Annotated in this window: 27 protein-coding genes; 15 read left to right on the forward strand and 12 right to left on the reverse strand. The window is 70.9% G+C overall.

The window, feature by feature from the left end; translation table 11 throughout:
- Nucleotides 1–28 precede the first annotated feature (28 nt).
- The 3 genes from ASF27_RS15595 to fliI all read right to left on the reverse strand — a co-directional run bounded on the left by ASF27_RS15595 (nucleotide 29) and on the right by fliI (nucleotide 3,089).
- Nucleotides 29–1,075 carry a lysylphosphatidylglycerol synthase domain-containing protein gene (locus ASF27_RS15595; RefSeq protein ID WP_056175400.1) on the reverse strand — a complete coding sequence of 349 codons (1,047 nt, stop codon included), beginning with the start codon at nucleotides 1,073–1,075 and terminating at the stop codon, nucleotides 29–31.
- 154 nt (nucleotides 1,076–1,229) lie between these two features.
- Nucleotides 1,230–1,637 carry a flagellar export protein FliJ gene (gene fliJ / locus ASF27_RS15600; protein WP_056175403.1) on the reverse strand — a complete coding sequence of 136 codons (408 nt, stop codon included), beginning with the start codon at nucleotides 1,635–1,637 and terminating at the stop codon, nucleotides 1,230–1,232.
- Between the two features lie 84 nt (nucleotides 1,638–1,721).
- Nucleotides 1,722–3,089 (reverse strand): flagellar protein export ATPase FliI, encoded by a 1,368-nt coding sequence (fliI, locus tag ASF27_RS15605; RefSeq protein ID WP_056361478.1) that lies wholly within the window; start codon nucleotides 3,087–3,089, stop codon nucleotides 1,722–1,724.
- Between the two features lie 425 nt (nucleotides 3,090–3,514).
- Here fliI and ASF27_RS15610 point away from each other — a divergent pair, with 425 nt between their 5' ends.
- Complete coding sequence (locus tag ASF27_RS15610; RefSeq protein WP_056175409.1) at nucleotides 3,515–4,216, forward strand: response regulator transcription factor CtrA; 702 nt, start codon at nucleotides 3,515–3,517, stop codon at nucleotides 4,214–4,216.
- 294 nt (nucleotides 4,217–4,510) lie between these two features.
- Here ASF27_RS15610 and ASF27_RS15615 read toward each other — a convergent pair whose 3' ends face one another.
- The 6 genes from ASF27_RS15615 to ASF27_RS15640 form a co-directional block, all read right to left on the reverse strand.
- Nucleotides 4,511–5,410 carry a protein-glutamate O-methyltransferase CheR gene (locus ASF27_RS15615; protein WP_056175412.1) on the reverse strand — a complete coding sequence of 300 codons (900 nt, stop codon included), beginning with the start codon at nucleotides 5,408–5,410 and terminating at the stop codon, nucleotides 4,511–4,513.
- Complete coding sequence (locus tag ASF27_RS15620) at nucleotides 5,407–6,501, reverse strand: chemotaxis response regulator protein-glutamate methylesterase (RefSeq protein ID WP_056175680.1); 1,095 nt, start codon at nucleotides 6,499–6,501, stop codon at nucleotides 5,407–5,409. Before ASF27_RS15620 ends, ASF27_RS15615 begins: the two co-directional genes overlap by 4 nt.
- A 160-nt stretch (nucleotides 6,502–6,661) precedes the next feature.
- A complete protein-coding gene (locus ASF27_RS15625; protein WP_056175413.1) occupies nucleotides 6,662–7,063 on the reverse strand; it encodes a response regulator in 402 nt (133 codons plus the stop codon).
- A 48-nt stretch (nucleotides 7,064–7,111) separates the two neighbouring features.
- Nucleotides 7,112–7,603 carry a chemotaxis protein CheW gene (locus ASF27_RS15630; RefSeq protein ID WP_056361645.1) on the reverse strand — a complete coding sequence of 164 codons (492 nt, stop codon included), beginning with the start codon at nucleotides 7,601–7,603 and terminating at the stop codon, nucleotides 7,112–7,114.
- Between the two features lie 37 nt (nucleotides 7,604–7,640).
- Entirely contained in the window at nucleotides 7,641–10,433 is a 2,793-nt protein-coding gene (locus ASF27_RS15635; protein WP_056361481.1) for a hybrid sensor histidine kinase/response regulator, read from the reverse strand.
- Nucleotides 10,434–10,671: 238 nt separating this feature from the next.
- Nucleotides 10,672–11,397 carry a histidine phosphotransferase family protein gene (locus ASF27_RS15640; protein ID WP_056261564.1) on the reverse strand — a complete coding sequence of 242 codons (726 nt, stop codon included), beginning with the start codon at nucleotides 11,395–11,397 and terminating at the stop codon, nucleotides 10,672–10,674.
- 246 nt (nucleotides 11,398–11,643) lie between these two features.
- Here ASF27_RS15640 and ASF27_RS15645 point away from each other — a divergent pair, with 246 nt between their 5' ends.
- From ASF27_RS15645 to lysA, 6 genes are all read left to right on the forward strand, one after another.
- Nucleotides 11,644–12,504 carry a 3'(2'),5'-bisphosphate nucleotidase CysQ gene (locus ASF27_RS15645; protein ID WP_082479211.1) on the forward strand — a complete coding sequence of 287 codons (861 nt, stop codon included), beginning with the start codon at nucleotides 11,644–11,646 and terminating at the stop codon, nucleotides 12,502–12,504.
- Nucleotides 12,505–12,693: 189 nt separating this feature from the next.
- Nucleotides 12,694–13,332, forward strand: coding sequence for a DUF1134 domain-containing protein (locus ASF27_RS15650; RefSeq protein ID WP_056361484.1), 639 nt, complete (start codon nucleotides 12,694–12,696; stop codon nucleotides 13,330–13,332).
- 194 nt (nucleotides 13,333–13,526) lie between these two features.
- Nucleotides 13,527–14,261 (forward strand): hypothetical protein, encoded by a 735-nt coding sequence (locus ASF27_RS15655; RefSeq protein WP_056305083.1) that lies wholly within the window; start codon nucleotides 13,527–13,529, stop codon nucleotides 14,259–14,261.
- Nucleotides 14,262–14,450: 189 nt separating this feature from the next.
- Nucleotides 14,451–14,723, forward strand: a complete 273-nt coding sequence (locus ASF27_RS15660; RefSeq protein ID WP_056175436.1) for a hypothetical protein — start codon at nucleotides 14,451–14,453, stop codon at nucleotides 14,721–14,723.
- Nucleotides 14,724–14,901: 178 nt separating this feature from the next.
- Entirely contained in the window at nucleotides 14,902–15,270 is a 369-nt protein-coding gene (locus ASF27_RS15665; protein ID WP_056261573.1) for a lipoprotein, read from the forward strand.
- A gap of 123 nt (nucleotides 15,271–15,393) precedes the next feature.
- A complete protein-coding gene (lysA, locus tag ASF27_RS15670) occupies nucleotides 15,394–16,671 on the forward strand; it encodes a diaminopimelate decarboxylase (protein ID WP_056175441.1) in 1,278 nt (425 codons plus the stop codon).
- A 137-nt stretch (nucleotides 16,672–16,808) separates the two neighbouring features.
- On the opposite strand, the gene ASF27_RS15675 is transcribed toward lysA, so the two are convergent.
- A complete protein-coding gene (locus ASF27_RS15675; RefSeq protein ID WP_244481022.1) occupies nucleotides 16,809–17,390 on the reverse strand; it encodes a DUF533 domain-containing protein in 582 nt (193 codons plus the stop codon).
- A gap of 178 nt (nucleotides 17,391–17,568) precedes the next feature.
- On the opposite strand from ASF27_RS15675, the gene ASF27_RS15680 reads away from it, so the two are divergent.
- The 8 genes from ASF27_RS15680 to ASF27_RS15715 all read left to right on the forward strand — a co-directional run bounded on the left by ASF27_RS15680 (nucleotide 17,569) and on the right by ASF27_RS15715 (nucleotide 26,006).
- A complete protein-coding gene (locus tag ASF27_RS15680) occupies nucleotides 17,569–20,310 on the forward strand; it encodes a TIGR02302 family protein (protein WP_056361489.1) in 2,742 nt (913 codons plus the stop codon).
- 291 nt (nucleotides 20,311–20,601) lie between these two features.
- The gene (locus ASF27_RS15685; RefSeq protein ID WP_056175447.1) at nucleotides 20,602–20,787 is read left to right on the forward strand and encodes a twin transmembrane helix small protein; all 186 of its coding nucleotides are present in this window, start codon (nucleotides 20,602–20,604) and stop codon (nucleotides 20,785–20,787) included.
- A 151-nt stretch (nucleotides 20,788–20,938) separates the two neighbouring features.
- Nucleotides 20,939–21,553: an acyloxyacyl hydrolase gene (locus ASF27_RS15690; RefSeq protein WP_056175450.1), complete on the forward strand. Its 615-nt coding sequence runs from the start codon at nucleotides 20,939–20,941 to the stop codon at nucleotides 21,551–21,553.
- Between the two features lie 128 nt (nucleotides 21,554–21,681).
- Nucleotides 21,682–22,254 carry a cob(I)yrinic acid a,c-diamide adenosyltransferase gene (locus ASF27_RS15695; RefSeq protein ID WP_056175453.1) on the forward strand — a complete coding sequence of 191 codons (573 nt, stop codon included), beginning with the start codon at nucleotides 21,682–21,684 and terminating at the stop codon, nucleotides 22,252–22,254.
- A 477-nt stretch (nucleotides 22,255–22,731) separates the two neighbouring features.
- Nucleotides 22,732–23,481, forward strand: coding sequence for an electron transfer flavoprotein subunit beta/FixA family protein (locus ASF27_RS15700; protein WP_056175455.1), 750 nt, complete (start codon nucleotides 22,732–22,734; stop codon nucleotides 23,479–23,481).
- Nucleotides 23,482–23,577: 96 nt separating this feature from the next.
- Nucleotides 23,578–24,531, forward strand: coding sequence for an FAD-binding protein (locus ASF27_RS15705; protein WP_056361492.1), 954 nt, complete (start codon nucleotides 23,578–23,580; stop codon nucleotides 24,529–24,531).
- Nucleotides 24,532–24,718: 187 nt separating this feature from the next.
- Nucleotides 24,719–25,600 (forward strand): 3-hydroxybutyryl-CoA dehydrogenase, encoded by an 882-nt coding sequence (locus tag ASF27_RS15710; RefSeq protein ID WP_056175461.1) that lies wholly within the window; start codon nucleotides 24,719–24,721, stop codon nucleotides 25,598–25,600.
- Between the two features lie 25 nt (nucleotides 25,601–25,625).
- Entirely contained in the window at nucleotides 25,626–26,006 is a 381-nt protein-coding gene (locus ASF27_RS15715) for a hypothetical protein (protein ID WP_056361494.1), read from the forward strand.
- Between the two features lie 19 nt (nucleotides 26,007–26,025).
- On the opposite strand, the gene ASF27_RS15720 is transcribed toward ASF27_RS15715, so the two are convergent.
- The gene (locus tag ASF27_RS15720) at nucleotides 26,026–26,622 is read right to left on the reverse strand and encodes a hypothetical protein (RefSeq protein ID WP_056361505.1); all 597 of its coding nucleotides are present in this window, start codon (nucleotides 26,620–26,622) and stop codon (nucleotides 26,026–26,028) included.
- 85 nt (nucleotides 26,623–26,707) lie between these two features.
- Nucleotides 26,708–26,992 carry a hypothetical protein gene (locus ASF27_RS15725; RefSeq protein ID WP_056175471.1) on the reverse strand — a complete coding sequence of 95 codons (285 nt, stop codon included), beginning with the start codon at nucleotides 26,990–26,992 and terminating at the stop codon, nucleotides 26,708–26,710.
- Nucleotides 26,993–26,996: the final 4 nt, after the last annotated feature.

Below are 26,996 nucleotides of genomic sequence, written 5' to 3' on the forward strand. Positions count from 1 at the left end.
CCGGGCAGGGCGTCGATCTCCGGAACGGTCAGGCCGGGTTCTTGCGGACGCGGCGGTCGATGGCCTTCGGGTCGAGGCCCGGGGCGGTGAGCGGCGCACCGGGGGCGACCTCGGCGGGTTCGCCCTTGATGGCGCTGGCGAGGCGGTTGCGCTCGTAGAGCAGCACGACGACGACGGAGATGAGGAACGGCAGCCAGAAATAGAACAGCCGGAACACCAGCAACGCCGCGATGATCGACGGCCGCGCCACGTCCGGCATCGCCACAACGAAGACGAGCTCGAACACGCCGAGCCCTCCCGGCGCGTTCGACACCAGGGCCGCCGAGAACGAGGCGAGGAACACGGCGAGCACCACGAGGAAGCCCGGGTTCCCGGCCTCCGGCAGGGCGAAGTAGATGATCCCGGCGGCCCCAAGAAGCTCCAGGGGCGCGGCGACGATCTGCCGGACCATGATCTGCGGGCGCGGGTACTCGAGCTTGAACGACCGAATGGTCATGGGCTTCAGCCGCATGAGCGAGCCGATGACGTAGAGGGCGACGAAGCCGAGGAGGCCGGCGCCGAGGATGCGGGCGGTGGCCGGATCGGTGAGCACCGACGGCAGGTAGCCGTTGAGGCGGGTCAGGGTGTCGGGCAGGGCCACGAGGACGAAGCCGCCGAGCAGGATCGTGCCGAGGCCGAAGGTGAAGGAGCACAGGGCGACGAGCACGGCGACCTGGGCCGCCGACAGGCCCTTGGCGGTGTAGGCCCGGTAGCGCACCACGGCGCCGGAGAACACCGAGGCGCCGATGTTGTGCGACAAGGCGTAGGTGGTGAACGAGCAGACCGAGACGAAGAACCACGAGATGTGGCGTACGCCGAGATGCAGGAGGGCGATTCGGTCGTACCAGGCGAGCGCCGCGTAGGCCACGAGGGTGGCGAGGCCCGCGAGCAGGAAGCGGTGGACCGGGATCTCGGCAAAGCTGCTCTTGATCTCCGCCACCGAGATGCCGGCGAGCTCGCGATAGAGCAGGTAGCCGGAGACGATGACGGCGGCGAGGCCGACGATCGGCCAGATGAAATCGCTGATCTTCTTCATGATCGACAGGTCGAGCCCCCTCACGCGGGCTCTCCCTGCACGACCATGCCCGTCATCGCAAGCAAGGTCGTGCGCTAGCCCGGGAGGAAGCCGGCACGCTGGGCTGATGGCACCCGATCATGACGGTTTCGTGCCGGTACCCCGCGGGGAGGCCTCAGGCGCGGACGCGCGACAGGCCGATGCCGTCCATGGCGGCCTGGTCGCGGGCGGCTTCGGCCGCGCGCTCGGCGGTGCGCTCGCGGTCGTCGAGGATCTCGATCTTCTTCAGGTCCTCGAAGGCTTCGCCGAGCTCGGCCTTGGCCTCGGCGAGCTGGCCTTCAAGGGCGGCAGCGGACTGGCGCATGTTGTCCCGGCGGGCGGCGGCCGCGCGGGCATAGGTCGGATAGGCGAAGTGCGCCGTGTCGGTGATGCCGGCGCGGCCCTCCTCGTGGGCGACCTCGCGGTCGAGCTCGAGGGCCATGCGGGTGAAGTCGGCCATCATCATCTCGATCTGCGTCACGCGCCGACGCTTCTCGTCGACCTGGAAACGTCGCAGCCGGATCAGCGTGTCACGCGATTTCATCTGATGGGTCCACTCCACGCAACGCACGCCCGGCTTCGTCGCCGGCGACCCGAAGCGACGCCGGCCCGTGGGCGGTGCGGCGGATCAGGGGGCGCCGACGATCCCGGCGAGGCGTGAGTAACCCTCGCCGATCGAAGTTGCTTCTTCCTTACCCTGACCCAGAAAAGCCTCCAGATCGGGCATCAAAGCCACCGCTTCGTCCACTTCCGGCGACGCACCGGCCCGGTAGGCGCCGAGCCGGATGAGCTCCTCCATGTCGGCGTAGGTCGAGAGCAGGCGCCGGGCCCGCCTGACGGTCGGCAGGTGCGCCGGGTCGCAGGCCTTGGGCATGGTGCGCGAGACCGAGCGCAGGACGTTGATGGCCGGGTAGCGCCCGCGCTCGGCGATGCCGCGCTCCATGACGATGTGGCCGTCGAGGATGCCCCGCACGGCATCCGCCACGGGTTCGTTGTGGTCGTCGCCTTCCACCAGCACGGTGAACAGGCCCGAGATCGCCCCCTGCCCCGTGCCGGGCCCGGCGCGCTCCAGCAGGCGCGGCAATTCGGAGAACACCGTGGGGGTGTAGCCCTTGGCGGTGGGCGGCTCGCCGGCGGCGAGGCCGATGTCGCGCTGGGCCATGGCGAAGCGGGTGATCGAATCGATCATGCACAGCACCTGCGCGCCCTGATCGCGAAAGTACTCCGCCACCGCCAGGGTCACGTAGGCGGCGTTGCGGCGCATGAGGGCCGGCTCGTCGGAGGTCGCCACCACCACCACGGACCGGGCGAGGCCGGCAGGGCCGAGGTCGTCCTGCAGGAACTCCTGCACCTCGCGGCCGCGCTCGCCGACGAGGCCGATCACCGCGACGTCGGCGGCGGTGTAGCGGGCGAGCATCGACAGCAGCACCGACTTGCCCACGCCGGAGCCCGCGAAGATGCCCATGCGCTGGCCGGCGCACATGGTCAGGAAGGTGTTGATGCAGCGGATGCCGAGATCCAGCGGCGGTCCGACGCGGCGGCGTGCGTGCGCCGGCGGCGGATCGGCCCGCAGGGGGTAGATCACCGGTCCGGATTCCAGGGGGCCGAGGCCGTCGATGGGCCGCCCGAGGGCGTCGATGGTGCGCCCGAGCCAGGCGGGCGACGGGCGGATGGCGCCCGCGGCCGCGTCGCGGACATAGGCCGGGCAGCCCCGGCGCACCCCTTCCAGGGAGCCGAACGGCATGGCCAGCGCCCGGTCGCCCTGGAAGCCGATGATCTCGCACGGCACCGCGCCCGGTGGGGTATTCGGCCCGTTCTCCACGGCGATGTCGAGGCGCCCGCCGAGCCGCATGGCCGAGACGGGACCGGCCACCTCGACGAGGAGCCCGCGGATCGCCACGACCCGGCCGTAGACCTCCAGGGCCTCGATGCCCTCGAGGGCGGCGCGCGCGCCAGCCAGGCGCAAGCGCCCGGCGCTAGGGTGCGGCTCGGTCATCGGCGATTCTCTCAACCATTCGTTTACCTCCCTCCTTAACACTGCGGTCATCGGGCAGGTAGCAAGGCCCCCGGCTTCGGAGCCGGGGCGCCGTTTTTCCCGGTGGGCCTCGGCTTCCTCGCGAAGACGTGTCCCCCGGGAGACAGGCTGCGGCCCGGTACGGTCGGTACGGTGCTTGGGGATGGTTCTTCAGGTGATGCATGAAGCGGAAGACGGTTCTGTGGAGAACAGACCGCCAACGGTTGCAAGCGTCACCGGACACGTTGCCCAAATCGCCGCTTGCGCCCGTGAATCAGGTTTTGTTAACGATTAACCAATAGCGTTTCACGTCAATGACGAGGGAGCGTCCGCCGCGGGCCGGTGGCGGACGAAGGCGGGGGTGTGCCCGTACGCTTGCACACGGCCGGCTGGGCTGGGGACCGACGATGCGGGTACTTCTGATCGAGGACGACAGCGCAACCGCGCAGAGCATCGAATTGATGCTCAAGTCCGAGAGCTTCAACACCTACACCACCGATCTCGGTGAGGAAGGGATCGATCTCGGCAAGCTCTACGACTACGACATCATCCTCCTCGACCTGAACCTGCCCGACATGTCGGGCTACGAGGTGCTGCGGAACCTCCGCGTCGCCAAGGTGAAGACCCCGATCCTGATCCTCTCCGGCATGGCCGGCATCGAGGACAAGGTGAAGGGCCTCGGCTTCGGCGCCGACGACTACCTGACCAAGCCCTTCCACAAGGACGAGCTCGTCGCCCGCATCCACGCCATCGTGCGCCGCTCGAAGGGCCACGCCCAGTCGGTGATCACCACCGGCGACCTCATCGTCAACCTCGACCAGAAGACCGTCGAGGTCTCGGGCTCCCGCGTCCACCTCACCGGCAAGGAGTACCAGATGCTGGAACTCCTCTCGCTCCGGAAGGGCACGACCCTGACGAAGGAGATGTTCCTCAACCATCTCTACGGCGGCATGGACGAGCCCGAGCTGAAGATCATCGACGTGTTCATCTGCAAGCTGCGCAAGAAGCTCGCCAACGCCTCGTCCGGCAAGAACTACATCGAGACGGTGTGGGGGCGCGGCTACGTCCTGCGCGAGCCCAACGAGGTCGAGGAGCGCATCGCCGTCTAGGCGATCCGAACCGCGCAACGAAAAAGGCCCCGCTCGCGCGGGGCTTTTTTGTTGCCGTCGCGAAAGACACCTCGTCGTCGTTCCGGGACCGCGTCGCGGAACCCGGAATCCAGATCCACGACGCGCGCTCGACTTGGCCAGTCCTGTGTTTCTGGATTCCGGGTTCGCTCAGCGCGCGACCCGGAACGACGGACGCGGTGAGACGCCCGGCCGTCTCGCGACGGAGCCTGCTTAGCTTCTTGATCCGCCGCGGGTTTTCGACGCAAAACCGGTGACCGCTTTTGCGAAACCCGCTTAGAGGCCGACCGCCCGACGCAGGGGCGGCGGGGTCAGGGTGGAGGCCATGGCGGCCGGGGGCAGGCCGGCCGGCGCCCGGGCTTGGGCCGGGGCCGGATTGTAAAGGCCGCGATGCCGGGGGTTGGGGGCGAGGCGGTCGGTGAGACCGATCACCGTCTCGGCGGCGCCGAGCAGGACCGCGCCGTCCGGGGACAGGCAGGCGCTGATTCGGGCGAGCACGTCGCCCTTCGTGGCGGCGTCGAAGTAGATCAGCACGTTGCGGCAATACACGATGTCGAAGGTGCCGAGGCCGTCGAAGGCGTGGAGCAGGTTGAGGGGCCGGAAATCGACCATCTGACGTAAGGGGGCGGCGATGCGCCACTGCTCGCCGACCTGCTCGAAGTGCTTGATGAGCAGCTGCACCGGCAGGCCGCGCTGCACCTCGAAATGGCTGTAGAGCCCGGCGCGCGCCTTCTCCAGGACCTCCGTCGACAGGTCGGTGGCGACGAGGTCGACGGTCCATCCGGCGAGCCGCGGCGCGGCCTCCTGGAGCATCATCGCCAGGGAGTACGGCTCCTGGCCGGTGGAGGCGGCGGCGCACCAGATCCGCAGGCGGCGCTGGGCCGCCCGCCGGGCCATGGCCTCGGGCAGCAGCACGTCGCGGAACAGGTCGAAGGGCGCCCGGTCGCGGAAGAAGAACGTCTCGTTGGTGGTCATCGCCTCCACCACCGCCTTCTCCATGGCGGCCTCGCGCCCGCCCTTGAGGGCATTCACGAGGTCGTGGAGGGTGGCGAGGTTGAAACGCCGGCAGACCGGCCCGAGGCGGCTCTCGACGAGGTAGCGCTTCTCGCCGCTGAGCGCCAAGCCCGAGCGCGTCTTGAGGTAGCTGCGCAGGAAATCGAACTCGACGTCGGTCATGAGCCCTGCCCCGTGAGGAGGTTGCGTAGCGCGCCGCCGATTTCGGACAGCGGCAGGATCGCCTGGGCGAGACCGGCCTTGGCGATGCTGCCGGGCATGCCCCAGACCGTGCTGGAGGCCTCGTCCTGGGCCAGCACCGCGGCCCCCGCTTCCGTGAGCGCGCGCGCCCCGCCGGTGCCGTCCGAGCCCATGCCGGTGAGAACCACGGCGAGCGCCGAGGCCCCGAAGATCGCGGCCGCGTCCTGGAACAGGACGTCGACGGCCGGGCGGCAGAAGTTGACCACGGGACCGTCATGGAGGCGGATCGACACGTCCGAGCGTCCGGCCGCCCCCGTCAGGCCCATGTGGCGCCCGCCCGGGGCGACGTAGATCCGGCCGGGCTGGAGCCGCTCGTCGGCCTTGCCCTCGGCGGCCGGCAGGCCGGTGCGGGCGCCGAGGTGCTCGGCGAACACCGCCGTGAACACCGGCGGCATGTGCTGCACGATGAGGACGGGAAACTGGCGCAGGGTCGCGCTGCCGATCTTCTCCAGCACCTCGCCGACGGCCCGCGGTCCGCCCGTCGAGGCGCCGATGAGAAGGACGCGCGGACTGACGCCCGAGCGGGCCTTGGGCCGCAGGACGATGGGGGCGGTGGGCTTCGGCGGCGGCACGGGCGCCGGGGTCGCCGAACCGGCGAGGCTGAGGCCCGGTCCGCGCTTGCGGGCCCGCGACGAGCCGAACAGGCGCACCCGCTCGATGAGGTCCGTGCGGAAGGCGTCCGAGGTGGTGACGCCGCGGTTGCTCTCGGGCTTGGCGAGGTAGTCCACGGCCCCGAGCGCCAGGCAGCGCAGGGAGATGTCGGCGTTGCGCGTCGTCAGGGTCGACATCATCACGATCTGCACGCCCGGGCTCTTGGCGAGCAGCAGGGGCAGGGCCTGGGTGCCGTCGAGCTCCGGCATGTCGATGTCGAGGAGGATCACGTCGGGGTCGTGGCGGGCCATGGCCTCCACGGCGATGCGACCGTTGGCGGCCGTGGCGACCACGTCGTAGCCGGCCTCGGCGATCCAGCGGGCGACGAGGCCACGCACCACGGCCGAATCGTCGGCGATCATGACGCGGATGCGCGGTCCCGTCGTGCCTAGTCCCGAGGCGGCCGGTCCCGTGTAGGGAGCGGCGGAGAGTGGGTTGAGTGCCAGCATGGGTCCTTGACGCTTCGGCTGAGCGGACGGGGGCGGGTCGCGTCCAGCCGGGCGGGACGCCCGGCGGATGGTCTCAGAGGGCGCCGGCCTCGCTGGCGAAGGCTGTCTCGTTGACGAAACCGACCTGAGCGAGCTTGGCGGTCACGATCTCGCGATCGAACGGCTTCATGATGTACTCGTCGGCGCCCGCGTGCAGGGCGCGGGCGATGGCGCCGACATCGTTCTCGGTGGTGCAGAACAGCACCTTCGGCTTCTCGCCGCCCGGCGTCTGGCGCAGGGCCTTGAGGAAGTCGTAGCCGTCCATGGTCGGCATGTTCCAGTCGAGCAGGATCGCGTCCGGCATGGCCTCGCCGCAGGCGGCGAGCGCCATCTGGCCGTCCTCGGCCTCCCCGACCTGGAAGTTCATGGTCTCGAAGATCCGGCGGGCCACCTTCCGGATCACGGCGGAATCGTCGACGACGAGGCAGGTCTTCATCGGTGTGTCCCCGTGGAAAGCGGCGGGATCGGCAGGCGGCGCATGGGATCAGGCCGCGCCAGCGGCGAGGCGGGGGGTGCCGAAGGCCAGGAGCGCATCGACGTCGAGGATCACGAGGAGGTGGCCCTGGAGGCGGTGGACGCCGAGCGACAGGTCGCGCCAGCGTGCGTCGAGGTTGATCGGCACCGGCTCGTGGGTGTCGGGCCCGAGCTTCAGGACCTCGCCGACGCCGTCGACGATGAGGGCGAAGGTCTCGCCGCCCTGCTCCAGGCCGATGGCCATGCGGTTGGCCTCGCCGTCCCGGTCGGGCAGGCTGAGCCGGCGCCGCAGGCACAGGGCGGTGACCACCCGGCCGCGCAGGTTGAGCAGGCCGACGATCTCCGGCGGCGACAGCGGCACCGGCGTCACGCCGGCGGGGATGAAGACGTCGTGGACCCGGTCGATGGCGAGACCGAACATGGTCTCGCCGACGAACACCGTGACGAAGTCGTTGGTGGCGGCGGCATCCGCCCGCGCGGCGTTGCTGTTTGCGGCCTGCATCATGGACTGGAGCTCCGAACGTGCACGAGGGCCGGCATCAGGCGGCGTTGGCTTGGGTGGCGTTGGCTTGGGTAGCGTTGGCTTGGGCGGCGGGGGCGACATCGATCTCGGCGAGGGCCGCGATGAGACCGCTGCGGTCGAACTTGGCGACGAGGTCGAGGATGGAGAGGGTCCGGGCGCGCGCGATGGCGTCGGGACCGATGGTGCCCGAGAGGCCGATCACCGGCAGGCCGGCGACGCGGCCCTCGACCTTGCGCATGGCGCCGACGAGGTCGAAGCCGTTGCGGCCCGGCATTTCGAGGTCGCAGACCACCACGTCGACGCGGCCGTTGGAAAGCAGGGTCGCCACCGCTTCGTCGGCGCTGGCCGCCGTGATCACGTTGTAGCCGGCCGCCTTGAGGACCGGGGACAGCATGTCCCGGAAGAAGGCCGAGTCGTCGACGAGCAGCAGGGTCGAGGAGCGCTTGGCCGCCTTCTTCGGGCCGCGCGCCCAGTCGTCGTAGGCGAGCGGCAGGAAGTGGGCGATGTTGATGATCTCCGTGGCGCGGCCGCGCAGGACCGCCGAGCCGATGAGGTCGGAGCGGTCGGCCGAGATCTCGACGTCGAGGCGCTCCTCGACGATGTCGACGATCTCGTCGACCACGAGGCCCATGGCCCGCTCGCCGTCGGAGAACACCACCAGGGCCTGGGTGCCGGAATCCCGGATGGTGATGGAGGAATCGGCCGGCACCAGGGGCATCAGGCGGCCGCGATACTGGATGAGCGGACGCCCGCCGACCCACTCGACCTTCGCCGCGTCGATCTCCTCGAGGCGGGTGACGAGGGAGAGGGGGACGGCCTTGTAGCTGCCGGCCCCGCCCTTGAAGACCAGGAGGGTCGCCTTGGCGTCCGCGGCCTCGGTCTCCTCGGCCTCGGCCTCGACGGGGATCGCGCCGGACTGGGCGCTCTGGCTGACCTGCTGGGCGATGCCGTTGGGATCGACGATGAGCACCACGGCGCCGTCGCCCAGGATGGTGTTGCCGGCGAACAGCGGCAGGTGGCGCAGCTTCGAGGACATCGGCTTCACGACGATCTCCTCCGTGTGGAAGACCTCGTCCACGAGGATGCCGAAGCGCTGGCGCCCGACCTGGGCCACCACCACGAAGCCGGAATCGATGGGCGCCGCGGAGGCCGCCTGGCCGAGCACGCCCGTCAGGGTGACGATGGGCAGGAGCCGCTCGCGCAGGCGCAGCACCGGCGAGCCGTTGATGCGCTCGACCTGCTGGGCCGTCGACTTGTCGACGCGCACGAGCTCCAGCACCGCCACCTGCGGCACCGCGAAGCGCTGGGCGCCGGCCTTGACGATGAGGGCGGCGATGATCGCCAGGGTCAGGGGGATCTTGATGGTGAAGGTGGTGCCGCGCCCGAGCTGGGTGTTGATGTCGATGACGCCGCCGATGAGCTCGATGTTCGTCTTGACCACGTCCATGCCGACGCCGCGGCCCGAGACCGAGGTGATGGCGGCGGCCGTCGAGAAGCCGGGGTGGAAGATGAACTTCGCCACCTGGGCGTCGGTCATGCGCTCGACTTCGGCCTGGGACGCGACCTTGCGCTCCACGGCCTTGCGGCGGATGGCGGCGAGGTCGAGGCCCTTGCCGTCGTCGGCGATCTCGATCGTGATGGTGCCGCCCTCGTGATAGGCGGACAGGCGGATGGTGCCCCGCGCCGGCTTGCCGGCGGCCTTGCGGTCGGCGGCCGACTCGATGCCGTGGTCGGCGGAGTTGCGCACCATGTGGGTGAGGGGATCCTTGATCACCTCCAGGACCTGGCGGTCGAGTTCGGTCTCGGCGCCGCTCATGACGAGCTCGATGTGCTTGCCGAGTTCCGACGACAGGTCGCGGACCACGCGGGGCAGCTTCTGCCAGGCGTTGCCGATGGGCTGCATGCGCGTCTTCATGACGCCTTCCTGCAGCTCGGCCGTCACGTGGCTGAGGCGCTGCAGGGGCACCTTGTAGGTGGAATCGTCGTGGCGGCGGGCGATCTCAAGGAGCTGGTTGCGGGTCAGCACCAGCTCGGACACCATCGTCATGAGGTGTTCGAGGGTGTCGACGTTCACCCGGATGGTCTGGACCTTGGCGATGCCGCCTTCGGTGCCGCCCTCGGAGAGGCCGTCCTTGGCCGGGGCCTTGGCGGCCGGCTCGTCGTGGGCGGGCGCCTCGGCCACGGGGGCGGGCGCGGAGCCCGGGGCGGGTGCCTTGGCGGCCGAGGGGGCTGCCGAGGGGGCGGCCACCGGCGCGGGCGCCGCGGCGATCACGGGCAGGGGGGCGTCGAACGGATCCGGGCCTTCCGCCTCGAGGAAGGCGCGCTCGAGATCGTCGAGGGTGACCTCGCCGGGCTTCAGTTCGCGCGAGACCGGCTCGGGGAGCCTGATCTCCGGCGCCGGGACCGGCGCGGCCACCGGGGCCGCGGCTTCCATCGGCCCGGCCGACATCACGTCGAGGGCGTCGATGAGGTCGTCGTCGCTGCCCGTCGGCTCGGTGCCGGTCTTCTCGAGGTCGCCCAGGATCGACTTGAGGCGGTCGAGGGTGACGAGGATCAGGCTCACGGCGGGGCCGGTCACCGGCATCCCGTCGCGGAACTGGCCCATCAGGGTCTCGGCGGCGTGCGCCAGGGCTTCCAGGCGCGGCAGGCCGAGGAACCCGCAGGTGCCCTTGATGGTGTGGACGAGGCGGAAGATGTTCCGGAGGATCGTCTGGTTGTTCGGGTCCTGCTCGAAACGGACGAGCTCGGCATCGACGGTGTCGAGATGCTCGGCGCTCTCGGTCAGGAACTCACGCAACAAGTCGTCCATGAGAGGCACTCGGTCCAGATACGCACTACGGTCTGTGCAGACGGACATTGTGCCGGCATGGGTTAGTGAACGGTTTCCTTTGACGAGACGATGGAACGGAACGGAGCAATATTTGTTATTGCGCCGCTTCGTGTCGGACTATGGTTAATGGAGTTCGCCGCGCGTCCGCGAGCCCGGTCCCCGGATGACGCGATGCCGGCCGGGCCCCGCACCCCACCCGATCCTCGGGTCCGCCGGATCAGGCGAGGGCGGTTTCCGGCGGCTCGTCGTCGGACGGGTGCGGCGCCGCGGTCGCTTCGGGCGCCGGGCTCGCGTCGGGCTCCGGCGTCGGCACCGCCCCGATGGTCACCCTGTCGCCGGTGATCGCGAAGCTCACGTCCATCTGCGCGGCGCGCGCCACGAGGCCGGCATAGAACGGCAGGATCGCGTGGGCGTCCACGGTGCCGCCCTCGGGGGTGCCGGCCATGAGCGCCTCGACATGGGGCGGAATGCGCGCGTGCGAGCCCTTGGCGGTGATGACGATGGTCGGCGCCTCGCCGTCGCCCTTCACGGTCACGTCGATGAGGCCGCCGCGCGGGATCGCGCTCTGGGCGATCACCACGAGGTTGAGGATCAGCTTGACCTTGTTCTTCGGGTACAGGGCCTGGGGCGCGCTCCAGGCGAGCTGGGTCTTGTCGTCGGTGAACATGCCGCGCGAGACCTTCTCGGCGTCGGCGAGGTCGATGGAGGCGCCGGCCGAGCCCGCCGCCCCGAAGGCGATGCGGGCGAACTGGAGCCGGGCGGAGGCCTGGCGGGCGCTCTTGGCGATGAGTTCGAGGGCGAATTCGCGCATGGAGGCGTCGGACTCGTCCTCCAGCACCTCGAGGCCGTTCACGATGGCGCCCACCGGGCTGATCACGTCGTGGCAGACCCGGGAGCACAGCAGTGCAGAGAGGTCGAGGGCATCGAGTTGGACGAGGGTCATCTTGCGCTCCGCGCGAGGCACTGTAAGGGGCCGCGGGCGATATCGCCGGACTGTCCTGCGCACCGTCGCGGCCGATCGCCAAGGGCACCGATAGACGGCGCCGGATACTTTGGGAAGCGCCGACGGCGGACCGGAAAAGCGCCGACGGCGGACCGGAAAAGCGCCGATGCCGGACCGGAAAAGCGTCCCGCGCGGCCATGTGCCGGCTCGACAACCCGTCCGCGCCGGGGCATGAGGTTAGGGATCATGCATCTCGACGCCCCGACGCGCGACCGGATCGCCGCAACATTGACGGAGATCGCCTGCGAGGCGGGCGAGATCCTCCGGGGCTACCACGGCGGCGACTGTCCGCACGTGCTGAAGGGCGACGGCTCCCCCGCGAGCCTCGCCGACACGGCCTCCGAGGCTCTGATCCTCGAAGCCCTCGGGCGGCACTGGCCGGACATCCCGGTGGTGGCCGAAGAATCCTCCTACGACCGTCCGCCGGCCGACCTGTTCTTCCTCGTCGATCCCCTCGACGGAACGAAGGACTTCCTCGCCGGCAACACGGAATACAGCGTCAACATCGGCCTCGTTCAGGGTGACCGCCCCGTGGCGGCGGCGCTCGCCGCCCCCGGTCTCGGCCGGGTCTGGGGCGCTGGCGCCACGGCCTTCGAGGCGACCATCGTCGCCGGCCGGCCGGGGCCGCACCGGGCCATCGGCGTGCGCCCGGTGCCGGCCGACGGCCTCGTCGCCCTCGTGAGCAGCCGGCACGGCGACGCCGAGACGGAGGCCTGTCTCTCCCACCTGCCCGTGGGCGGGCGGCGGGGCGCGGCCTCCGCCCTCAAGTTCTGCCTCATCGCCTCGGGCGAGGCCGACATCTACGTGCGCTGCGGACCCACCATGGAATGGGACACGGCGGCCGGCGACCACGTGCTCACCAGCGCGGGCGGTTGCGTCGTGGTGCCGTCGGGCGAAGCCATCACCTACGGGCATTACGGGCGCCACTACCGCAACGGCCCCTTCGCGGCCCTGGGCGACCGGACCTATGCCACCCGCCTCGCCCTGCCGGCGTCCAGCCCGGCGCCGCGCCGGTCGGTCGGCGCCACCGCCGGGCATCACGTCTGAGCGCCATCCGTTCGCGTTGACCGCATGCGTTCGCGTTAACCCGATGTTGACCTTGTCTCGCGTCATGATCGGGGTGATCCGGGCGCGGGAGCGTAGCCCGGAGTCTGTTGCTGGGGGTCTCCCGCTGGGGACCTCTCGCTCGGGATCTTTCGCCGGGACGCCATCCGGCACCGCACGCGACGAGGCACGATGCTGAACTCTCCCTCCCCCCGCCCCGCCCCGGCCCGGTTCGGCGCCCGCCTCGCCCTGGCCGCCGCGCTGCTCGCCCCGGCGTTCGTCCACGGCACACCCGTCCTGGCCGGTCCGGCCCGCACGGCGCCGGCCGCCCCGGACGAAGCCGGGTCCGGCACCTTCCGGCCCGCCGAGATCGTCGACAACGGCCACCGCTTCTTCGGCTCGATGTCGCGCGGCCTCGCCCTCACCGTCGAGGAGGCGACCCGACGCTGGGGCGAGCCCAACGGCTACATCCTCGGCCAGGAAGCGTCCGGCGCCATCGTAGGCGGCGTGCGCTACGGCGAGGGCACGTTCTACACCCGCAACGCCGGCAAGCGCCGCATCTACTGGCAGGGCCCGTCCATCGGGTTCGACGTCGGCGGCGACGGCGACCGGACGATGATGCTCGTCTACAACCTGCCGTCGGTGCAGGGGCTCTACCGCCGCTTCGTCGGCGTCGACGGCTCGGCCTACTTCATCGGCGGCTTCGGCATGACGGCGGTGACCGCCGACGATGTCGTGGTGGTGCCGATCCGCACGGGCGTCGGCGCGCGTCTCGGCATCAACATCGGCTACCTCAAGTTCACCGACAAGCCGACCTGGAACCCGTTCTGAGGAACGCTTGTCCGAAGCCCTTCCCCGCCCGGTGCGGGCATGGGCCGCGCCCGGGGCGTTCCGCACACCACTCCGGGGCGGGGTGTGGCACGCCCACCCTCGCCCTGCCTCATCGACTCGGGTTAAAGCACCTGACGCGGCCGTGACGACGGCCGCGATCGGCTTGTTCCGGTGTGAGGGATGAGGGTGCCCGCGTGATCGAAACCGTGATGATCTTCGCGCTCGGCTTCCTCGCCGCCGCCCTGTGCGCCCTGTTGCTGCTGCCGGCGGTGAACGCGCGCGCCATCCGCCTGTCCCGCCGCCGGATCGAGGCCCGGCTGCCCCTGTCCGTGGCCGAGGTCGCGGCCGAGAAGGATCACCTGCGGGCCGAGTTCGCCGTGGCGCGCCGCCGCCTGGAGCGCCGGGTCGAGACCGTGCAGGCCGCCCGCCACGCCGACATGGCCGCCATCGGCGCCCGCACCCTCGAGGCCGCCGCCCTCTCCCGGGCCGTCGAGGCGCGGGAGGCGGCCCTGCGCGAGCGGCAGGCGGAAATCGCCGAGACCCGGGCCACCCTCGACGGCGTGGAACGCGACCTCACCGTCGCGCGGGCCGACGGCGCGGTCGGGCTCGCCACCCTGCGGGTCCTCGAGGACGCGCATCGCGATCTGCTCGACGATCTCGTGCGGCGCCATCATGCCGCGCCCGCCGCGGACGGCGACCCGGCGCGGATCGACCTCGCCGCCCGGTGCGCGACCCTGACGGCGGAACGCGAGACCCTGCGGGCGAGCCTCGCCGCCGCCGAGGAGGCCCTGGCGCGCTCCGTGGCGCGCACGGCGCCCCAGGACGCCGATACCGCCGCCCTGCGGGCCCGGATCACGGACGTGGCCGACAGTCTCATGCGCCGCGACCGCCTGCCCGCCGTCGATGCCTATCCGATGGCACGCTCCTGAACGGGTTCCCCCGCTGAACGGGTCTCCTCGCTGAACGGGGCTCCCGACGCGCCGTTGCGTCTCGTTCAGGCTGCGGCGTAGATAAGCAAACTTTCCATGCGTCGACCATGCATGTGCCTTGTTTCGACCACGCGAGCACAGCATCCGGTCGCCCATTCCCTCCTGACTTCGAGACGGACTGCGCCCCCTATGGCCAAGAAACTAGCTTCGATCGTCCTCGCCCTGGCCGCCACGGCGTCCCTCGCCGCGGCTCCGGCCCTGGCGCAGCCGGCGCCGCAGACCAAGCGCGGCAATGAGACCCTGAAGAAGTACTGCACCGGCGACTACCTGACTTATTGCGGCAACATCTCCCCCGACGATCCGGCCATGGACAAGTGCTTCCAGACCAACTGGACCAAGCTGTCGGAGAATTGCCGCCGGGCCATCGACGCCTACGAGAAGAACCCCGCCAACAAGAAGTAGCCGGACCGCCCCGTGGTCTCGGCCGGGCCGCACTGCAGGGTGCGGCCCGGTTTTCTAGTGGACCGGTTTTCCAGTGGACCCATGCGCGCCACGGGATAAGCGCGGCCGTTTCCCTCGCGTCGCGGGCCTGCAGCCGCTATGGTGGTGGCCATTCGCGTGCCGGACCCCCAAAGCCCCGATGCCCAGATCCCACGGCGCCCCGTCGCGCCCCCTCACGATCCTCGCGGCCTTCGGCCTCGTCGCCTTGGCGACCGCCGGCTGCGGCCGGCGCGGCGGCCTCGAACCGCCGCCGGGCTCCGCCGCGCCGAATCCGCCCACCGCGCGCCTCTCCGGCACGGCGCCCGCGAGCCCCCGCGCCCTCCCCCAAAGCGTCGGCCTCGGCGGCGGTGCCGCCACGCCGGATCCCGATGCGGTGCGGGCCGGCGACGAGCTCGACGCCGCCGTGGTGCCGGGGTCGGGCAGCGAGGCGCCGATCCTGACCGGGCGCGGCGCCAAGCGCGGCTACGTCGTTCCGAAGCAGCCGTTCTTCCTCGACCCGCTCCTCTAGGGCCGGCCTCCTCCGGGGTTTTCGCCCTCCGGGATCTTCGTCCTCTCGGGTGCCCAAGACCCGTCGTCCGGAAGCCCGTCGTCCAAAAGCCCTTCCGAAAAGCCCTGCGTCCAAGGCCACGCGATGCATCACTTCCATTACCGCGACGGTCGCCTCGCGGCCGAGGACGTCGATCTGACGGGCCTCGCCGACGCGGTCGGGACGCCGTTCTACTGCTACGCCACCGCCACCCTGGAGCGGCATTACCGGGTGTTCGCCGAGGCGTTCGCGGGCGACGACGCCCTGGTGTGCTACGCCATGAAGGCGAATTCCAACCAGGCGGTGCTCACGACCCTCGCCCGCCAGGGGGCGGGCATGGACATCGTGTCAGAAGGCGAACTCCGCCGGGCGCTGGCTGCCGGAGTCGATCCGCAGCGGATCGTGTTCTCCGGCGTCGGCAAGACCCCCGACGAGATGGCCGCCGCCCTCAAGGCCGGCATCTATTGCTTCAACGTCGAGAGCGAGCCCGAACTCGCCGTGCTGTCGGGGGTCGCCGCCGGCCTCGGCCTCACGGCCCCCGTCTCGATCCGGGTGAACCCCGACGTCGACGCCGGAACCCACGCGAAGATCTCCACGGGTAAATCCGAGAACAAGTTCGGCATTCCGATCGCGCGCGCACGCGCGGTCTACGCCCATGCCGCCACCCTGCCGGGCCTCGCGGTCTCCGGCGTCGACATGCACATCGGCAGCCAGATCACCGATCTGGCGCCCTTCGACCACGCCGCCCGTCTGCTCGCTGGCCTCGCCCGCGACCTGCTCGCCGACGGCCACGCCCTGCACCACATCGATTTCGGCGGCGGCCTCGGCATTCCCTACCGCGACGACAACGCGCCCCCGCCGGACCCTTCGGCCCTGGCGGCGATCCTGCGCCCGCACTTCACGAGTCTGGGCCTGCGCCCGGTGTTCGAGATCGGCCGGATGATCGCCGGGAACGCCGGCATCCTCGTCACCCGCGTGCTCTACGTGAAGCGCGCTGAAGGCCGGACCTTCGTCATCGTCGACGCGGCCATGAACGACCTCATCCGCCCGACCCTCTACGACGCCTATCACGGCCTGCGCCCGGTCCTCGAGGCCGGTCCCGAGACGCCCCGGCTCGTCGCCGACGTGGTCGGCCCCGTCTGCGAGAGCGGCGACTACATCGCGCTCGCCCGCGACATCCCCGAGGTGGCCCCCGGCGACCTCATGGCGGTGATGAGTGCCGGCGCCTACGGCGCCGTCCAGGCCGGCACCTACAACACCCGCCGCCTCGTGCCCGAGGTGCTGGTGCGCGGCGCCGACTGGGCCGTGGTGCGCCCGCGTCAGACCTACGAGGAACTCATCGGCCTCGACCGCGTGCCGGAGTGGCTGGCGGAGACGGCTTGAGAGTTTGGGGTAACCCTCCGGCGCAGATCGTCAAAAGTTTACTGAACGCCTGAGTGCATCGCCTCTCCCCGCAAGCGGGGCGAGGCGATGCGCTTCGAGTGGTTCGGTCGATCCCGGCCGGGGAAACGATCCCGGACTCACGCCGCCAATTCCGCCTCCAGCCGCTCGGTCGCCTCGACGGGGAGATCCAGCGCCTCGGCCAGGTCCTGGAGGAACTTGCGTTCCTGCAGGGTGTCGGGGTCGATGGCGAGGCGCGCCGCCGCGTAGATGCGGGCCGCCTGCTCGGGGTTGGTCGCCCGCTCGGCGATGTCGTCCACGTCTGCCGGGTCGGCGAGTTCCGCCTCGAGCCAGCGCCGACCGTCGGCCTCGATGCCCGCCGCCGACAGGGCGTCGTCGAGGCGCTTGCGCTCGCCCGCATCGACCAGACCGTCCGCCAGGGTCGCTGCCACCATAGCGCGCAGCATGGTCCGGGCCTCGTCCTCGCCGACGGTGATGTGGTCGAACGGCGTGGCGCCGGCGGCCTCCGCGGGGTCGGGCCGTTTGCCGGCCGGTTCCTTCGCGGGCGCGTCCTTCAGGGCCTTGGCGGCGAGGCCGACCACCAGGGCGAGGCCGCCGAGGGCCGCCGTCGCCGCGAGTCCCGTGCGGCGGGTGCGCACCAGCGCATCGACCATGCTGCGTGCGGCCGAATCGCCCGGCCCGGCCTGCTGTACCTCGGACATCGGATGCCCCCTTCGTCATGTGCAATCGATCCACAACCCCGGCCGGGGCGCCACGGTTCAGATCGACGCTCCGCCCCGGCGCGCCATGGGCTGATTTGACCCGATCGCCCCCGGCGGCCACCATGCTAGCTTCCGCGTCCGGCGTCAGAGGATTGCGGCGCCAGAGGAACCCGACACGATGGCCGAGGCCGACCCGGCGACGTCCGGCGCGACACGCGCTTCCAGCCCGGGTGGTGCCACCACCGCCGGCGGCGCCGCCTTTCGCGGGCGCCTCGACCGCCTCGTCTCCCGGTCGCAGACGGCCGCGCTGTGGGAAGGCGCCTGGCCGATCCTGTGGCGCGGGCTCGGACTCGTCCTCGCCTTCCTCACCCTGTCCTGGCTCGGCCTGTGGCTCGACCTCTCGCCGACGTGGCGCATGGTGGGGCTCGCCGCCTTCGGCCTCGCCCTCGTGGTCGCCCTCCTGCCGCTGGCGACCCTGCGGCGCCCGAGCCGGCGCGCCGCCCTGGCCCGCATCGACCGCGAGGCCGCCGGCCGCGACGGTGCCCTCGTCCACGGTCCGGCCTCGGCCATTGAGGACACCCTGGCGCTCGGCACCGCGGACCCCGCGACCCGGGCCCTGTGGGCCCTGCACCAGCGCCGGTCGGCCGAGGCGGTGGCCCGCCTGAAGGCCGCCCCGCCCCGGCCCGACATGCCCCGGCGCGATCCCTTCGCGCTGCGCGCCGCCCTCCTGGTGGCCGCCGTCGCCAGCCTGTTCGTCGCCGGGGCCGAGTGGCGCCAGCGCCTCGCGGGCGCCTTCGACTGGACCCTGCCGCTTCCGCCCGCCCCGAGCTTCCGGGTCGACGGCTGGATCGACCCGCCCCTCTACACCCGCCTGCCGCCCCTTGTGGTGACCATGAACGGCACCGAGCAGCGCCTGCGCGCGCCGGTGAATTCCACCCTGATCATCCGCATCGCCGGCCACGGCGCGGCGACCCTCGACGCGAAATCCGGCCTGACGGCGTTGCCGGCCCAAGCCCCGCAGGGGGACAAAGCCCCGCAGGGGGACAAAGCCCCGCAGGGGGACAAAGCCCCGCAGGGGGACAAAGCCCCGCAGGCGAACAAGCCGCCGCACGCGGACCTGCGCGAGGACCGGTTCCGGCTCACGGGCGGCACCGCCGAACTCACCATCGCGGCCGGCGGGGCGCCGCTCCAGCACCTCGTCGTCGAGACGATTCCCGACCTGCCGCCCGAGATCCGCCGCATCGGCGCCCTCGAGGTCAACACCCGCGGCACCTTCAACCTGACCTACCGGGCCAAGGACGATTACGGCATCGCGTCGGCCGAGGGGATCGTCGAGCCCCTGGCCGGCACCCGCGCCCTGGTGCCGCCGCCGCGCATCGCGCTCGCGCTGCCGGCCGACGCCGCCGGCGAGGCCGACACCAAGACCCTGGTCGATCTCACCGACAATCCGTGGTCGGGCGCCCGGGTGCGCCTCACCCTGGTGGCGAAGGACGAGGCCGGCCAGGAGGGCCGCACGGAGACGGCGGAGATCACCCTGCCGGCCCGCGTGTTCACCCAACCCCTGGCTCGGTCCCTGGCGGAGGAGCGCCGCCGCCTCATCACCGCCCCCGACGAGAGCCGGGGCCGGGTCCTCATCGCCCTCGACGCCCTCCTCATCGCGCCCGACCGCTTCACCCCGCAGCCGAGCGTGTTCCTCGGTCTCAAGACCGCATCGCGCCGCCTGCGCGCCGCCCGCAACGACGAGGCCCTGATGGAGGTCGCCGACCTCCTGTGGGAGATGGCCCTCAAGATCGAGGATGGCGACCTCTCGGACGCCGAGAAGAGCCTGCGCGCGGCCCAGGACAACCTCAAGCAGGCCATCGAGCGCAACGCCCCCGACGAGGAGATCCAGAAGCTCACGGAGGATCTGAAGAAGGCCCTCGACACGTTCATGAAGAACATGGCCGAGCGCCAGAAGGAGAAGGGCCAGAAGCCCAAGGCCGACGGCCAGCCGCCGGCCCAAGGGGGCAAGACCGTGACCCCCGACGACCTCAACAAGATGCTGAAGGACATGGCCGACGCGATGAAGCGCGGCGACACGGCGGAGGCCCAGAGGCTCCTCGAGCAGCTGCGCGAGATCCTCGAGAACCTCCAGACCGCCGAGCCCGGCGGCAAGGCCGATCCGAGTTCGCGCGAGATGGCGAAGCAGGCCGACGAACTCGACAAGCTCTCCCGCGAGCAGCAGGAGCTGCGCGACCAGACCTTCAAGGAGGGCCAGGACAAGGAAGGCGGGTCCGGCCAGCCCCGGCCCGGTCAGCGCCCGCCGCGCGGTCAGCAGCAGCCCGGCCAGAAGGGCCAGCCGGGACAGGGCCAGCCGGGTCAGGGCCAGAACGGCGAAGGCCAGCAGGGCCAGGGTCAGAAGGGCCAGAAGGGTCAAGGACAGGGCGAGCGCCAGCAGGCCCTGCGGGAGCGCCTCCAGGATCTGCAGCGCAAGATGAAGGACCTCGGCATGGAGGGCGAGGACGGCCTGTCCGAGGCCGAAGAGGCCATGCGCGAGGCCGAAGGGGCGCTGGGCCAGGGCCGCGAGGGCGATGCCGTCGATGCACAGGGGCGTGCCCTCGACGGGCTCAAGCGCGGCGCCGAGGGCATGCAGAAGCAGATGCAGGAGATGGCGGAGGGCGAAGGCGAGGGGGACGGCCAGCAGGAGGGGGGGCAGAACCCGAGTCAGCAGGGCCAGGCGGGCAACAGCGAGAACGACCCCCTTGGGCGTCCCAACAAGGGGCGCAACATGACGAGCGGCAACGCCCGGGTGCCCACTGCCGACGAATCCGCCGTCCAGCGCACCCGCCGGATCCTCGAGGAGCTGCGGCGCAAGCTCGGCGACCCGAGCCGCCCGCGCGAGGAGCTCGACTATTTCGAGCGCCTGCTGCGCCGGAACTGAGCGGTCCCCCGCTCTTTCCGGGCCAGCGCGGTGTGGTGAGGCGCGGACAACGCCGCCTCGTCAGGAAATGATCGCCGTTTCGCAGAGGGGGCCCGTCGCGCTCCACGCCGACCGCGACGCGTTGTCGGACATTGATCCGCGCAATTTCGCCCTCGCGACCGATGCCGAAATCCCGGCCCCTGGGCGGCGACGGAGCCGAAGTCCATATGGGGAGCGTACCGTCGTGTCGGCGCTCGGCCCTCTGTTCCGATCGGCGCGCCGACGCCCCAGCCGCGAGATCCTGACCCCGTGATGTCCTCCAACACCCTCGTTCTCCTCGCCTGCGCGGCGGTGGCCGTCGTGCTGCTGCTCGGCCTCGTCAACATGATGCGGGGCGGCAGCGCCAACGTCTCGCAGAGGCTCATGCGCCTGCGCGTCCTTCTGCAATTCGTGGCCATCGTCCTGATCATGGGCGTGGTGTGGTGGCGCTCGACCTGATCGTTCCGGTCCCGGCGGGATCCCCCGGGGTGTGGCGGGGAGGTCTCACCGCCGGTCTATCGGGGAGGATGGGGCGGATTAAGCGGTCCGTGGCCTGACGCGGCTCCGTGGCCCCGTGCTAGACAGGCCCGCTACAACCGGATCGGTCCCGATGCTTTCCAACTCGTCCCGTCTGCTCGCCGGCGCCCTCGCCCTGGCCGCCGTCCCGGTCCAGGCCGCCGATCTGCGCGGCGGATCGATGCCGGCCGCCTACGCGGCCCCGGTTAAGCCCATGAGCTTCGTCTCGGAGGTCCGTATCGGCGGCGCCGTGCAGGACCCCGGCAGCGCCGAGCGCGACACCAACAACATCAACGGCGAGATCCTGTTCGCCAAGCCGCTGGTGAGCCTCGATCCGTTCTGGCAGGCCTTCGTGCCGCGTCCCACCGCGGGCGGCAGCTACAATTTTGGCGGCCGCACCAGCTACGCCTATCTCGGCGCGACCTGGACCGTGGACCTGTTCCCGCAGACCTTCAACAACATCGTCTTCCTCGAAGGCTTCTTCGGTGCCGCCGCCCATAACGGCCACACCGGCCTGAAGGCCACCACGCCGCCCGGCTTCAATTCCCTCGGCTGCAGTCCCCTGTTCCGCGAGGCCGCCGCCCTCGGCTTCCGCCTCAGCGAGCGTTGGAGCATCATGGCCACCGTCGAGCACATGTCGAACGCAGGCCTGTGCAGCAACAACCGCGGCCTTACCAATTACGGCGGCAAGATCGGTTACACGTTCTGACCTGAGCGGATCCAGGGACACGTCCGCCGGATTCCGGTGCCCGAAGGATCGACCGGCCGGGCTCGGGCGTTTCCCGGGATCTCTCTGTTCCCCGGGGCATGCCTGCCCCTCCGACGATCGGACAGCCCGTGGTCACGCTCAACCGCATCTACACCCGCACGGGCGACAAGGGCTCGACGGCGCTGGCCAGCGGCGAGCGCCGCTCGAAGGCGGATCTGCGCATCGAGACCTACGGCACGGTGGACGAGACCAATGCCTGCATCGGCCTCGTCCGGCTCCATGCCGAACCGGCTTTGGATACGATGCTGGGCCTGATCCAGAACGACCTGTTCGACCTCGGCGCCGACCTCGCCACGCCCGAGACCGGCACGCCGCTGCCCTACGAGCCCCTGCGCATGGTCGACGCCCAGGTGAAGCGCCTGGAAGCCGACATCGACACCCTGAACGCGCACCTGTCGCCCCTGAAATCCTTTGTGCTGCCCGGCGGCTCGGCGGCCTCCGCCGCCCTGCACCTCGCCCGCACCGTCTGCCGCCGGGCCGAGCGGCTGGCCGTGGCCCTCGCGGCGACGGAGGGCGAGGTCGTCTCGGCGCCGGCCCTGCAATACCTCAACCGCCTGTCGGACTTCCTGTTCGTGGCGAGCCGCACGGCCAACGCCAACGGCGCCGACGACGTGCTGTGGGTGCCGGGCAAGAACCGCTGATCGGAGCATCGCTGATCCGATCGAGGGCGGCACGCCGTCCCGGTCCGTGCCGGATTCTCACATCCGCTGACTGCCTCTTTTCGAAATCCGCACTGAGCCGGCGTGGAGCACGACAGGCCCGCTCTCCTTTCAGGAGAGGGGGCCCGCGCATCCCGCGCGATGCGTGAAGGCCATCGCCTTTCGGGAAGTGAGACCGGCGCGTCCCGCGGGAGGTGCGAAGGCCGTCGCCACGGGTGGAGGGCCGTCTCGCGATGTCTGGACGGCGACTCGGTCCGCCCCCGGAAGCGCGGCTCGGTGAATTCATCGGGTCCCCCGGCGCGGGGTGCGTCCCCGCACGTGCGTTGACAAGGCCGAAACCTCGTCGTTACGGTCCGCCGCCTCAAATGAGAGGGTTCTGGATCGCCGGACGTGCCGGGGGTCCTCCGCGCGCCGCGCCGGCCCTCCCCAAAAACATCCGCGCGGAGGATAGTGACCGCCATGAAGGTTCTGGTGCCCGTCAAGCGGGTCGTCGATTACAACGTGAAGATCCGGGTCAAGGCGGACGGCTCGGGCGTGGATCTGGCCAACGTCAAGATGTCCATGAACCCCTTCGACGAGATCGCCGTCGAGGAGGCCATCCGGCTGAAGGAGAAGGGCAAGGTCACGGAGATCGTGGCGGTGTCCATCGGCCCGCAGCAGGCGCAGGAGACCCTGCGTACGGCCCTCGCCATGGGCGCCGACCGTGCCATCCTGGTGAAGACCGACGGGCTCGTGGAGCCCCTCGCCGTGGCCAAGATCCTCAAGGCCCTGGTGGACAAGGAGGGCCCGGAGCTCGTCATCCTCGGCAAGCAGGCCATCGACGACGATTCCAACCAGACCGGCCAAATGCTGGCCGCCCTCCTCGACTGGCCGCAGGGTACCTTCGCCTTCCGGGTCGAGTTCGGCGACGGCGCCATCGACGTGACCCGCGAGGTCGACGGCGGCCTGCAGACCGTGAGCCTCAAGCTGCCGGCGATCGTCACCACGGACCTGCGCCTCAACGAGCCGCGCTACGCGAGCTTGCCCAACATCATGAAGGCGAAGAAGAAGCCTCTGGAGGAGCTGACTCCCGATGCGCTGGGCATCGACGTCACCCCCCGGATCACGGTGCTGAAGACCGTCGAGCCCGCTGGCCGCAAGGCGGGCGTCAAGGTCGAGTCGGCCAAGGCCCTGGTCGAAAAGCTCAAGGTCGAAGCCGGGGTCATCTGACCCCGCCTCCTAACCTCTCCTCGCCCTCCCCCGTGTGAGGCCCGGCGCCGCGACGGCGACGGGCCCCCGGCCCCGACACTTCCCGAGGTCCCCCGAATGGCCACCCTCCTCTACATCGAGCACGACAACGGTGCGGTTCGCGATGCGAGCCTGAAGGCCCTCACCGCCGCCGCCCAACTCGGCGCGCCCGTCCACGTCCTGGTGCTGGGCTCCGGCGGCCGCACCGCCGCCGAGGCCGCCGCCAAGCTGGAGGGCGTCGAGAAGGTGCTGCTCTCCGAAGACGCCGTCTACGACCACGCGCTGGCCGAGCCCACCGCCGCCGGGATCGCGGCACTCGCGCCCGCCTACGACGTGGTGATCGCCGCCGCCTCGACCACGGGCAAGAACGTGCTGCCGCGGGTCGCCGCCCTCCTCGACGTGGCCCAGATCTCCGACATCATCACGGTGGTCTCGCCAGACACGTTCGAGCGGCCGATCTACGCCGGCAACGCCATCCAGACCGTGCAGGCGAAGGAGCCCAAGAAGGTCATCACCGTCCGCACGGCCGCGTTCAAGGCCGCCGTCGAGGGTGGGGCCGCCGCCGCCGTCGAGGCCGTCTCGGGGGCCGCGCCGGCCGCCGGCGGATCGACCTTCAAGGGCGAGGAGATCGCCAAATCCGACCGTCCGGAACTCGCCGCCGCGCGCATCATCGTCTCGGGCGGCCGGTCGCTGGGCTCGGCCGACAAGTTCAAGGAGCTCATCGAGCCCCTGGCCGACGCCCTGGGCGCGGCGGTCGGCGCCTCGCGCGCGGCGGTCGATGCGGGCTACGCCCCCAACGACTGGCAGGTCGGTCAGACCGGCAAAGTGGTGGCCCCCGACCTCTACGTGGCGGTGGGCATCTCGGGCGCGATCCAGCACCTCGCCGGCATGAAGGACTCGAAGGTCATCGTCGCCATCAACAAGGACGAGGACGCGCCGATCTTCCAGGTGGCGGATTACGGCCTCGTCGGCGACCTGTTCCAGGTGGTGCCCGACTTCCAGGCCGAGCTGGTCAAGGCCAAGGGGCAGTAGGACCGCCGACGAGGGCGGCCGCGCCCGAGGGTCCGGCGCGAGAATAACGGTCTCCGCCGGGCTGCCCTCGGGTTGGAAATGGTCTAAGATTCTGGTGCGACGCGCGTTTTCATAGCCGCAGACCTACCTGCCGCCGGGTCGCTCCGGCGGTGGGCGTGAAGCGCCTCGGGGGTTTGGATTCACCGCAATGGGCATCGATATCAGGACCGTCGGGATCGTCGGCGCCGGGCAGATGGGCAGCGGCATCGCCCATGTCTGCGCCATGGCGGGTCTCGACGTCCGGTTGAACGACCGCGATCCCGCCCGTATCCGTAGCGGGCTGGCCACCATCGACGGCAACCTCGCCCGTCAGGTCGCCAAGGGCACGATCCCCGAGGAGCAGCGCCGCAGCGCCGTCGGCCGCATCGTCGGGGCGGAAAGCTTCGACGACCTCGCGCCGTGCGACCTCGTCATCGAGGCGGCGACGGAGGACGAGACCACCAAGCGCCAGATCTTCAGCACCCTGTGCGCCTCCCTGCGCCCCGAGGCCCTGGTCGCCACCAACACCTCGTCGATCTCGATCACGCGGCTCGCCGCGTCCACGGACCGGCCCGAGCGGTTCATCGGCATCCACTTCATGAACCCCGTGCCGGTGATGCAGCTCGTGGAGCTCATCCGCGGCATCGCCACGGAAGACCCGACCTACGAATCCGCCAAGGCGTTCATTGCCAAGCTTGGCAAGACCTCGACCATGTCGGAGGATTTCCCGGCCTTCATCGTCAACCGCATCCTGCTGCCGATGATCAACGAGGCGATCTACACCCTCTACGAGGGCGTCGGCTCGGTGGAATCCATCGACACGGCGATGAAGCTCGGCGCGAACCACCCCATGGGGCCGCTCCAGCTCGCCGACTTCATCGGCCTCGACACCTGCCTGTCGGTGATGCAGGTGCTCTACGAGGGCCTGGCCGATTCGAAGTACCGCCCCTGCCCGCTTCTGGTGAAGTACGTCGAGGCCGGCTGGCTCGGCCGCAAAGTGAAGCGCGGCTTTTACGATTACCGCGGCGAGACACCGGTCCCCACCCGCTGAGGCGGCGCCTCGCGTCGGGGGTGCGGTGACGCTGAGCTACACCCGCGCGGGCTCGAACTGGGTCGCGGCGATCGGCCCGGTCCGCCTTCACCTCGACGACCGGAACGGGGCGGTGCACCCCGCCCAGGCCGCCGTGGCGAACGCCATGCCGGCGTCGCTGCCCGCCCTGGGCGCGACGGCGGCGGCCTACCTCGACCTGTTCGTGGACCGGCACAGGGCCTGCGGCGAGGACGCGGCGGCATGGTGGCTCGACGAAGTCGAGTTCCGCGACCATCCGGCGTCGGACCCCCTCGTCTACGCCCTGCACTTCACCCTCGCGGGCGACGAGGGCGGCCTCTGGACCGTCGACATGCGCGTCGGCACGGACGGGCACCGGCCGATCCGGTTCGAGCGGCGGCAGGGGTGATGCGGGTGGGCCTTCGGCGTCAGGCCTCCTCGCCCGGCTCGGGCGGCACGCCGTACACCCGCGCATAGAGGTCGGCGGTCGGCTCGATCTCGACGGGACCGGTTTCCCCCGGGCCGTAGATGCCTGCGACGGCGAACTGCCAGGCCTCCTCGAACCCGACGATGTCGAACGACAGGGTCGGGAAGCGGCCGTGCAGCGCCGCGAACACCGGTGCGGGAAAGCTCCAGGCCGTGGCGATGCAGAACTCCAGCACGGCGGTGCCGTCCCGGTGCCACGCCGTCTCCGTGTAGGCCTCCGCGTTGCGCTGGGTGCCCCAGTGTTCCAGGAGCCAGGCGGTCTGTTCGGGATAGGCGGTGAGCGAGGCCGGCATCGGCAGGATGCGGTCGAAGTCCATCGCCAGGAGCGGCGGCTCGACGGGCGGCGGCGCGACGGGCGGCGCCGCGCCCGGTTCACACCCCCGGACGAGGCCGCGCAGGCGCGCCAGCAAGCCCGGGACGGGCGAGGCCAGGGCGGGACGCCGGGGCGGATCCACCGCCACCACCATCAGCGCCCGGAACGCCGCCACCGCTTCCGCGGGGCCGCGGACCGTGCAGCGCGTCGTGACGTGGTTGGTCATGCCGGACGCATCCCGCCTGCCGTCGATCCCAACGAAAAAGGCCGGCCCGCGGGTGCGGGGCCGGCCTCTGGTTCGGTCCGAGCGATCAGCGCGCGGAGTTCGTGGACGGCTGTGTGTTGGCCGGGACGGTGCTGCCGGTGCTGGCGGGCATGTCCGACTTCAGGCCGTTGTTCGCCTGGCCGGGGGCGGCCGGGTTCTGGGCGCCGGCGCGGGTCTGCGACGCGTAGTCCGGCGGGGACTGCGAGCCCTGCCAGGTCATCAGGCCGACGATGGCCACCGCCAGGAGCGCGAGGCTCCCCAGCAGGACGGCGAGGACCGGCTTGCCCTTCTTGCCCTGGCGGGAATCCTGTCCGTGAAGCTGCTCTGCCATGTGA

The organism is Methylobacterium sp. Leaf102, assembly GCF_001422425.1.
GTDB lineage: Bacteria > Pseudomonadota > Alphaproteobacteria > Rhizobiales > Beijerinckiaceae > Methylobacterium.

Bases quoted from the DNA above. Each gene is read 5' to 3' on its own strand.
- lysA (WP_056175441.1), top strand. From the start codon at position 15,394: ATGCATCACTTCCATTACCGCGACGGTCGCCTCGCGGCCGAGGACGTC.
- ASF27_RS15620 (WP_056175680.1), bottom strand. From the start codon at position 6,501: ATGATCGCCGACGATTCGGCCGTGGTGCGTGGCCTCGTCGCCCGCTGG.
- ASF27_RS15685 (WP_056175447.1), top strand. From the start codon at position 20,602: ATGTCCTCCAACACCCTCGTTCTCCTCGCCTGCGCGGCGGTGGCCGTC.
- ASF27_RS15665 (WP_056261573.1), top strand. From the start codon at position 14,902: ATGCCCAGATCCCACGGCGCCCCGTCGCGCCCCCTCACGATCCTCGCG.
- fliI (WP_056361478.1), bottom strand. From the start codon at position 3,089: ATGACCGAGCCGCACCCTAGCGCCGGGCGCTTGCGCCTGGCTGGCGCG.
- ASF27_RS15720 (WP_056361505.1), bottom strand. From the start codon at position 26,622: ATGACCAACCACGTCACGACGCGCTGCACGGTCCGCGGCCCCGCGGAA.
- ASF27_RS15650 (WP_056361484.1), top strand. From the start codon at position 12,694: ATGCTGAACTCTCCCTCCCCCCGCCCCGCCCCGGCCCGGTTCGGCGCC.
- ASF27_RS15660 (WP_056175436.1), top strand. From the start codon at position 14,451: ATGGCCAAGAAACTAGCTTCGATCGTCCTCGCCCTGGCCGCCACGGCG.
- ASF27_RS15610 (WP_056175409.1), top strand. From the start codon at position 3,515: ATGCGGGTACTTCTGATCGAGGACGACAGCGCAACCGCGCAGAGCATC.
- ASF27_RS15690 (WP_056175450.1), top strand. From the start codon at position 20,939: ATGCTTTCCAACTCGTCCCGTCTGCTCGCCGGCGCCCTCGCCCTGGCC.
- ASF27_RS15705 (WP_056361492.1), top strand. From the start codon at position 23,578: ATGGCCACCCTCCTCTACATCGAGCACGACAACGGTGCGGTTCGCGAT.
- ASF27_RS15700 (WP_056175455.1), top strand. From the start codon at position 22,732: ATGAAGGTTCTGGTGCCCGTCAAGCGGGTCGTCGATTACAACGTGAAG.
- ASF27_RS15625 (WP_056175413.1), bottom strand. From the start codon at position 7,063: ATGAAGACCTGCCTCGTCGTCGACGATTCCGCCGTGATCCGGAAGGTG.
- ASF27_RS15725 (WP_056175471.1), bottom strand. From the start codon at position 26,992: ATGGCAGAGCAGCTTCACGGACAGGATTCCCGCCAGGGCAAGAAGGGC.
- ASF27_RS15675 (WP_244481022.1), bottom strand. From the start codon at position 17,390: ATGTCCGAGGTACAGCAGGCCGGGCCGGGCGATTCGGCCGCACGCAGC.
- ASF27_RS15645 (WP_082479211.1), top strand. From the start codon at position 11,644: ATGCATCTCGACGCCCCGACGCGCGACCGGATCGCCGCAACATTGACG.
- ASF27_RS15630 (WP_056361645.1), bottom strand. From the start codon at position 7,603: ATGCAGGCCGCAAACAGCAACGCCGCGCGGGCGGATGCCGCCGCCACC.
- fliJ (WP_056175403.1), bottom strand. From the start codon at position 1,637: ATGAAATCGCGTGACACGCTGATCCGGCTGCGACGTTTCCAGGTCGAC.
- ASF27_RS15595 (WP_056175400.1), bottom strand. From the start codon at position 1,075: ATGAAGAAGATCAGCGATTTCATCTGGCCGATCGTCGGCCTCGCCGCC.
- ASF27_RS15640 (WP_056261564.1), bottom strand. From the start codon at position 11,397: ATGACCCTCGTCCAACTCGATGCCCTCGACCTCTCTGCACTGCTGTGC.
- ASF27_RS15710 (WP_056175461.1), top strand. From the start codon at position 24,719: ATGGGCATCGATATCAGGACCGTCGGGATCGTCGGCGCCGGGCAGATG.
- ASF27_RS15635 (WP_056361481.1), bottom strand. From the start codon at position 10,433: ATGGACGACTTGTTGCGTGAGTTCCTGACCGAGAGCGCCGAGCATCTC.
- ASF27_RS15615 (WP_056175412.1), bottom strand. From the start codon at position 5,410: ATGACCGACGTCGAGTTCGATTTCCTGCGCAGCTACCTCAAGACGCGC.
- ASF27_RS15680 (WP_056361489.1), top strand. From the start codon at position 17,569: ATGGCCGAGGCCGACCCGGCGACGTCCGGCGCGACACGCGCTTCCAGC.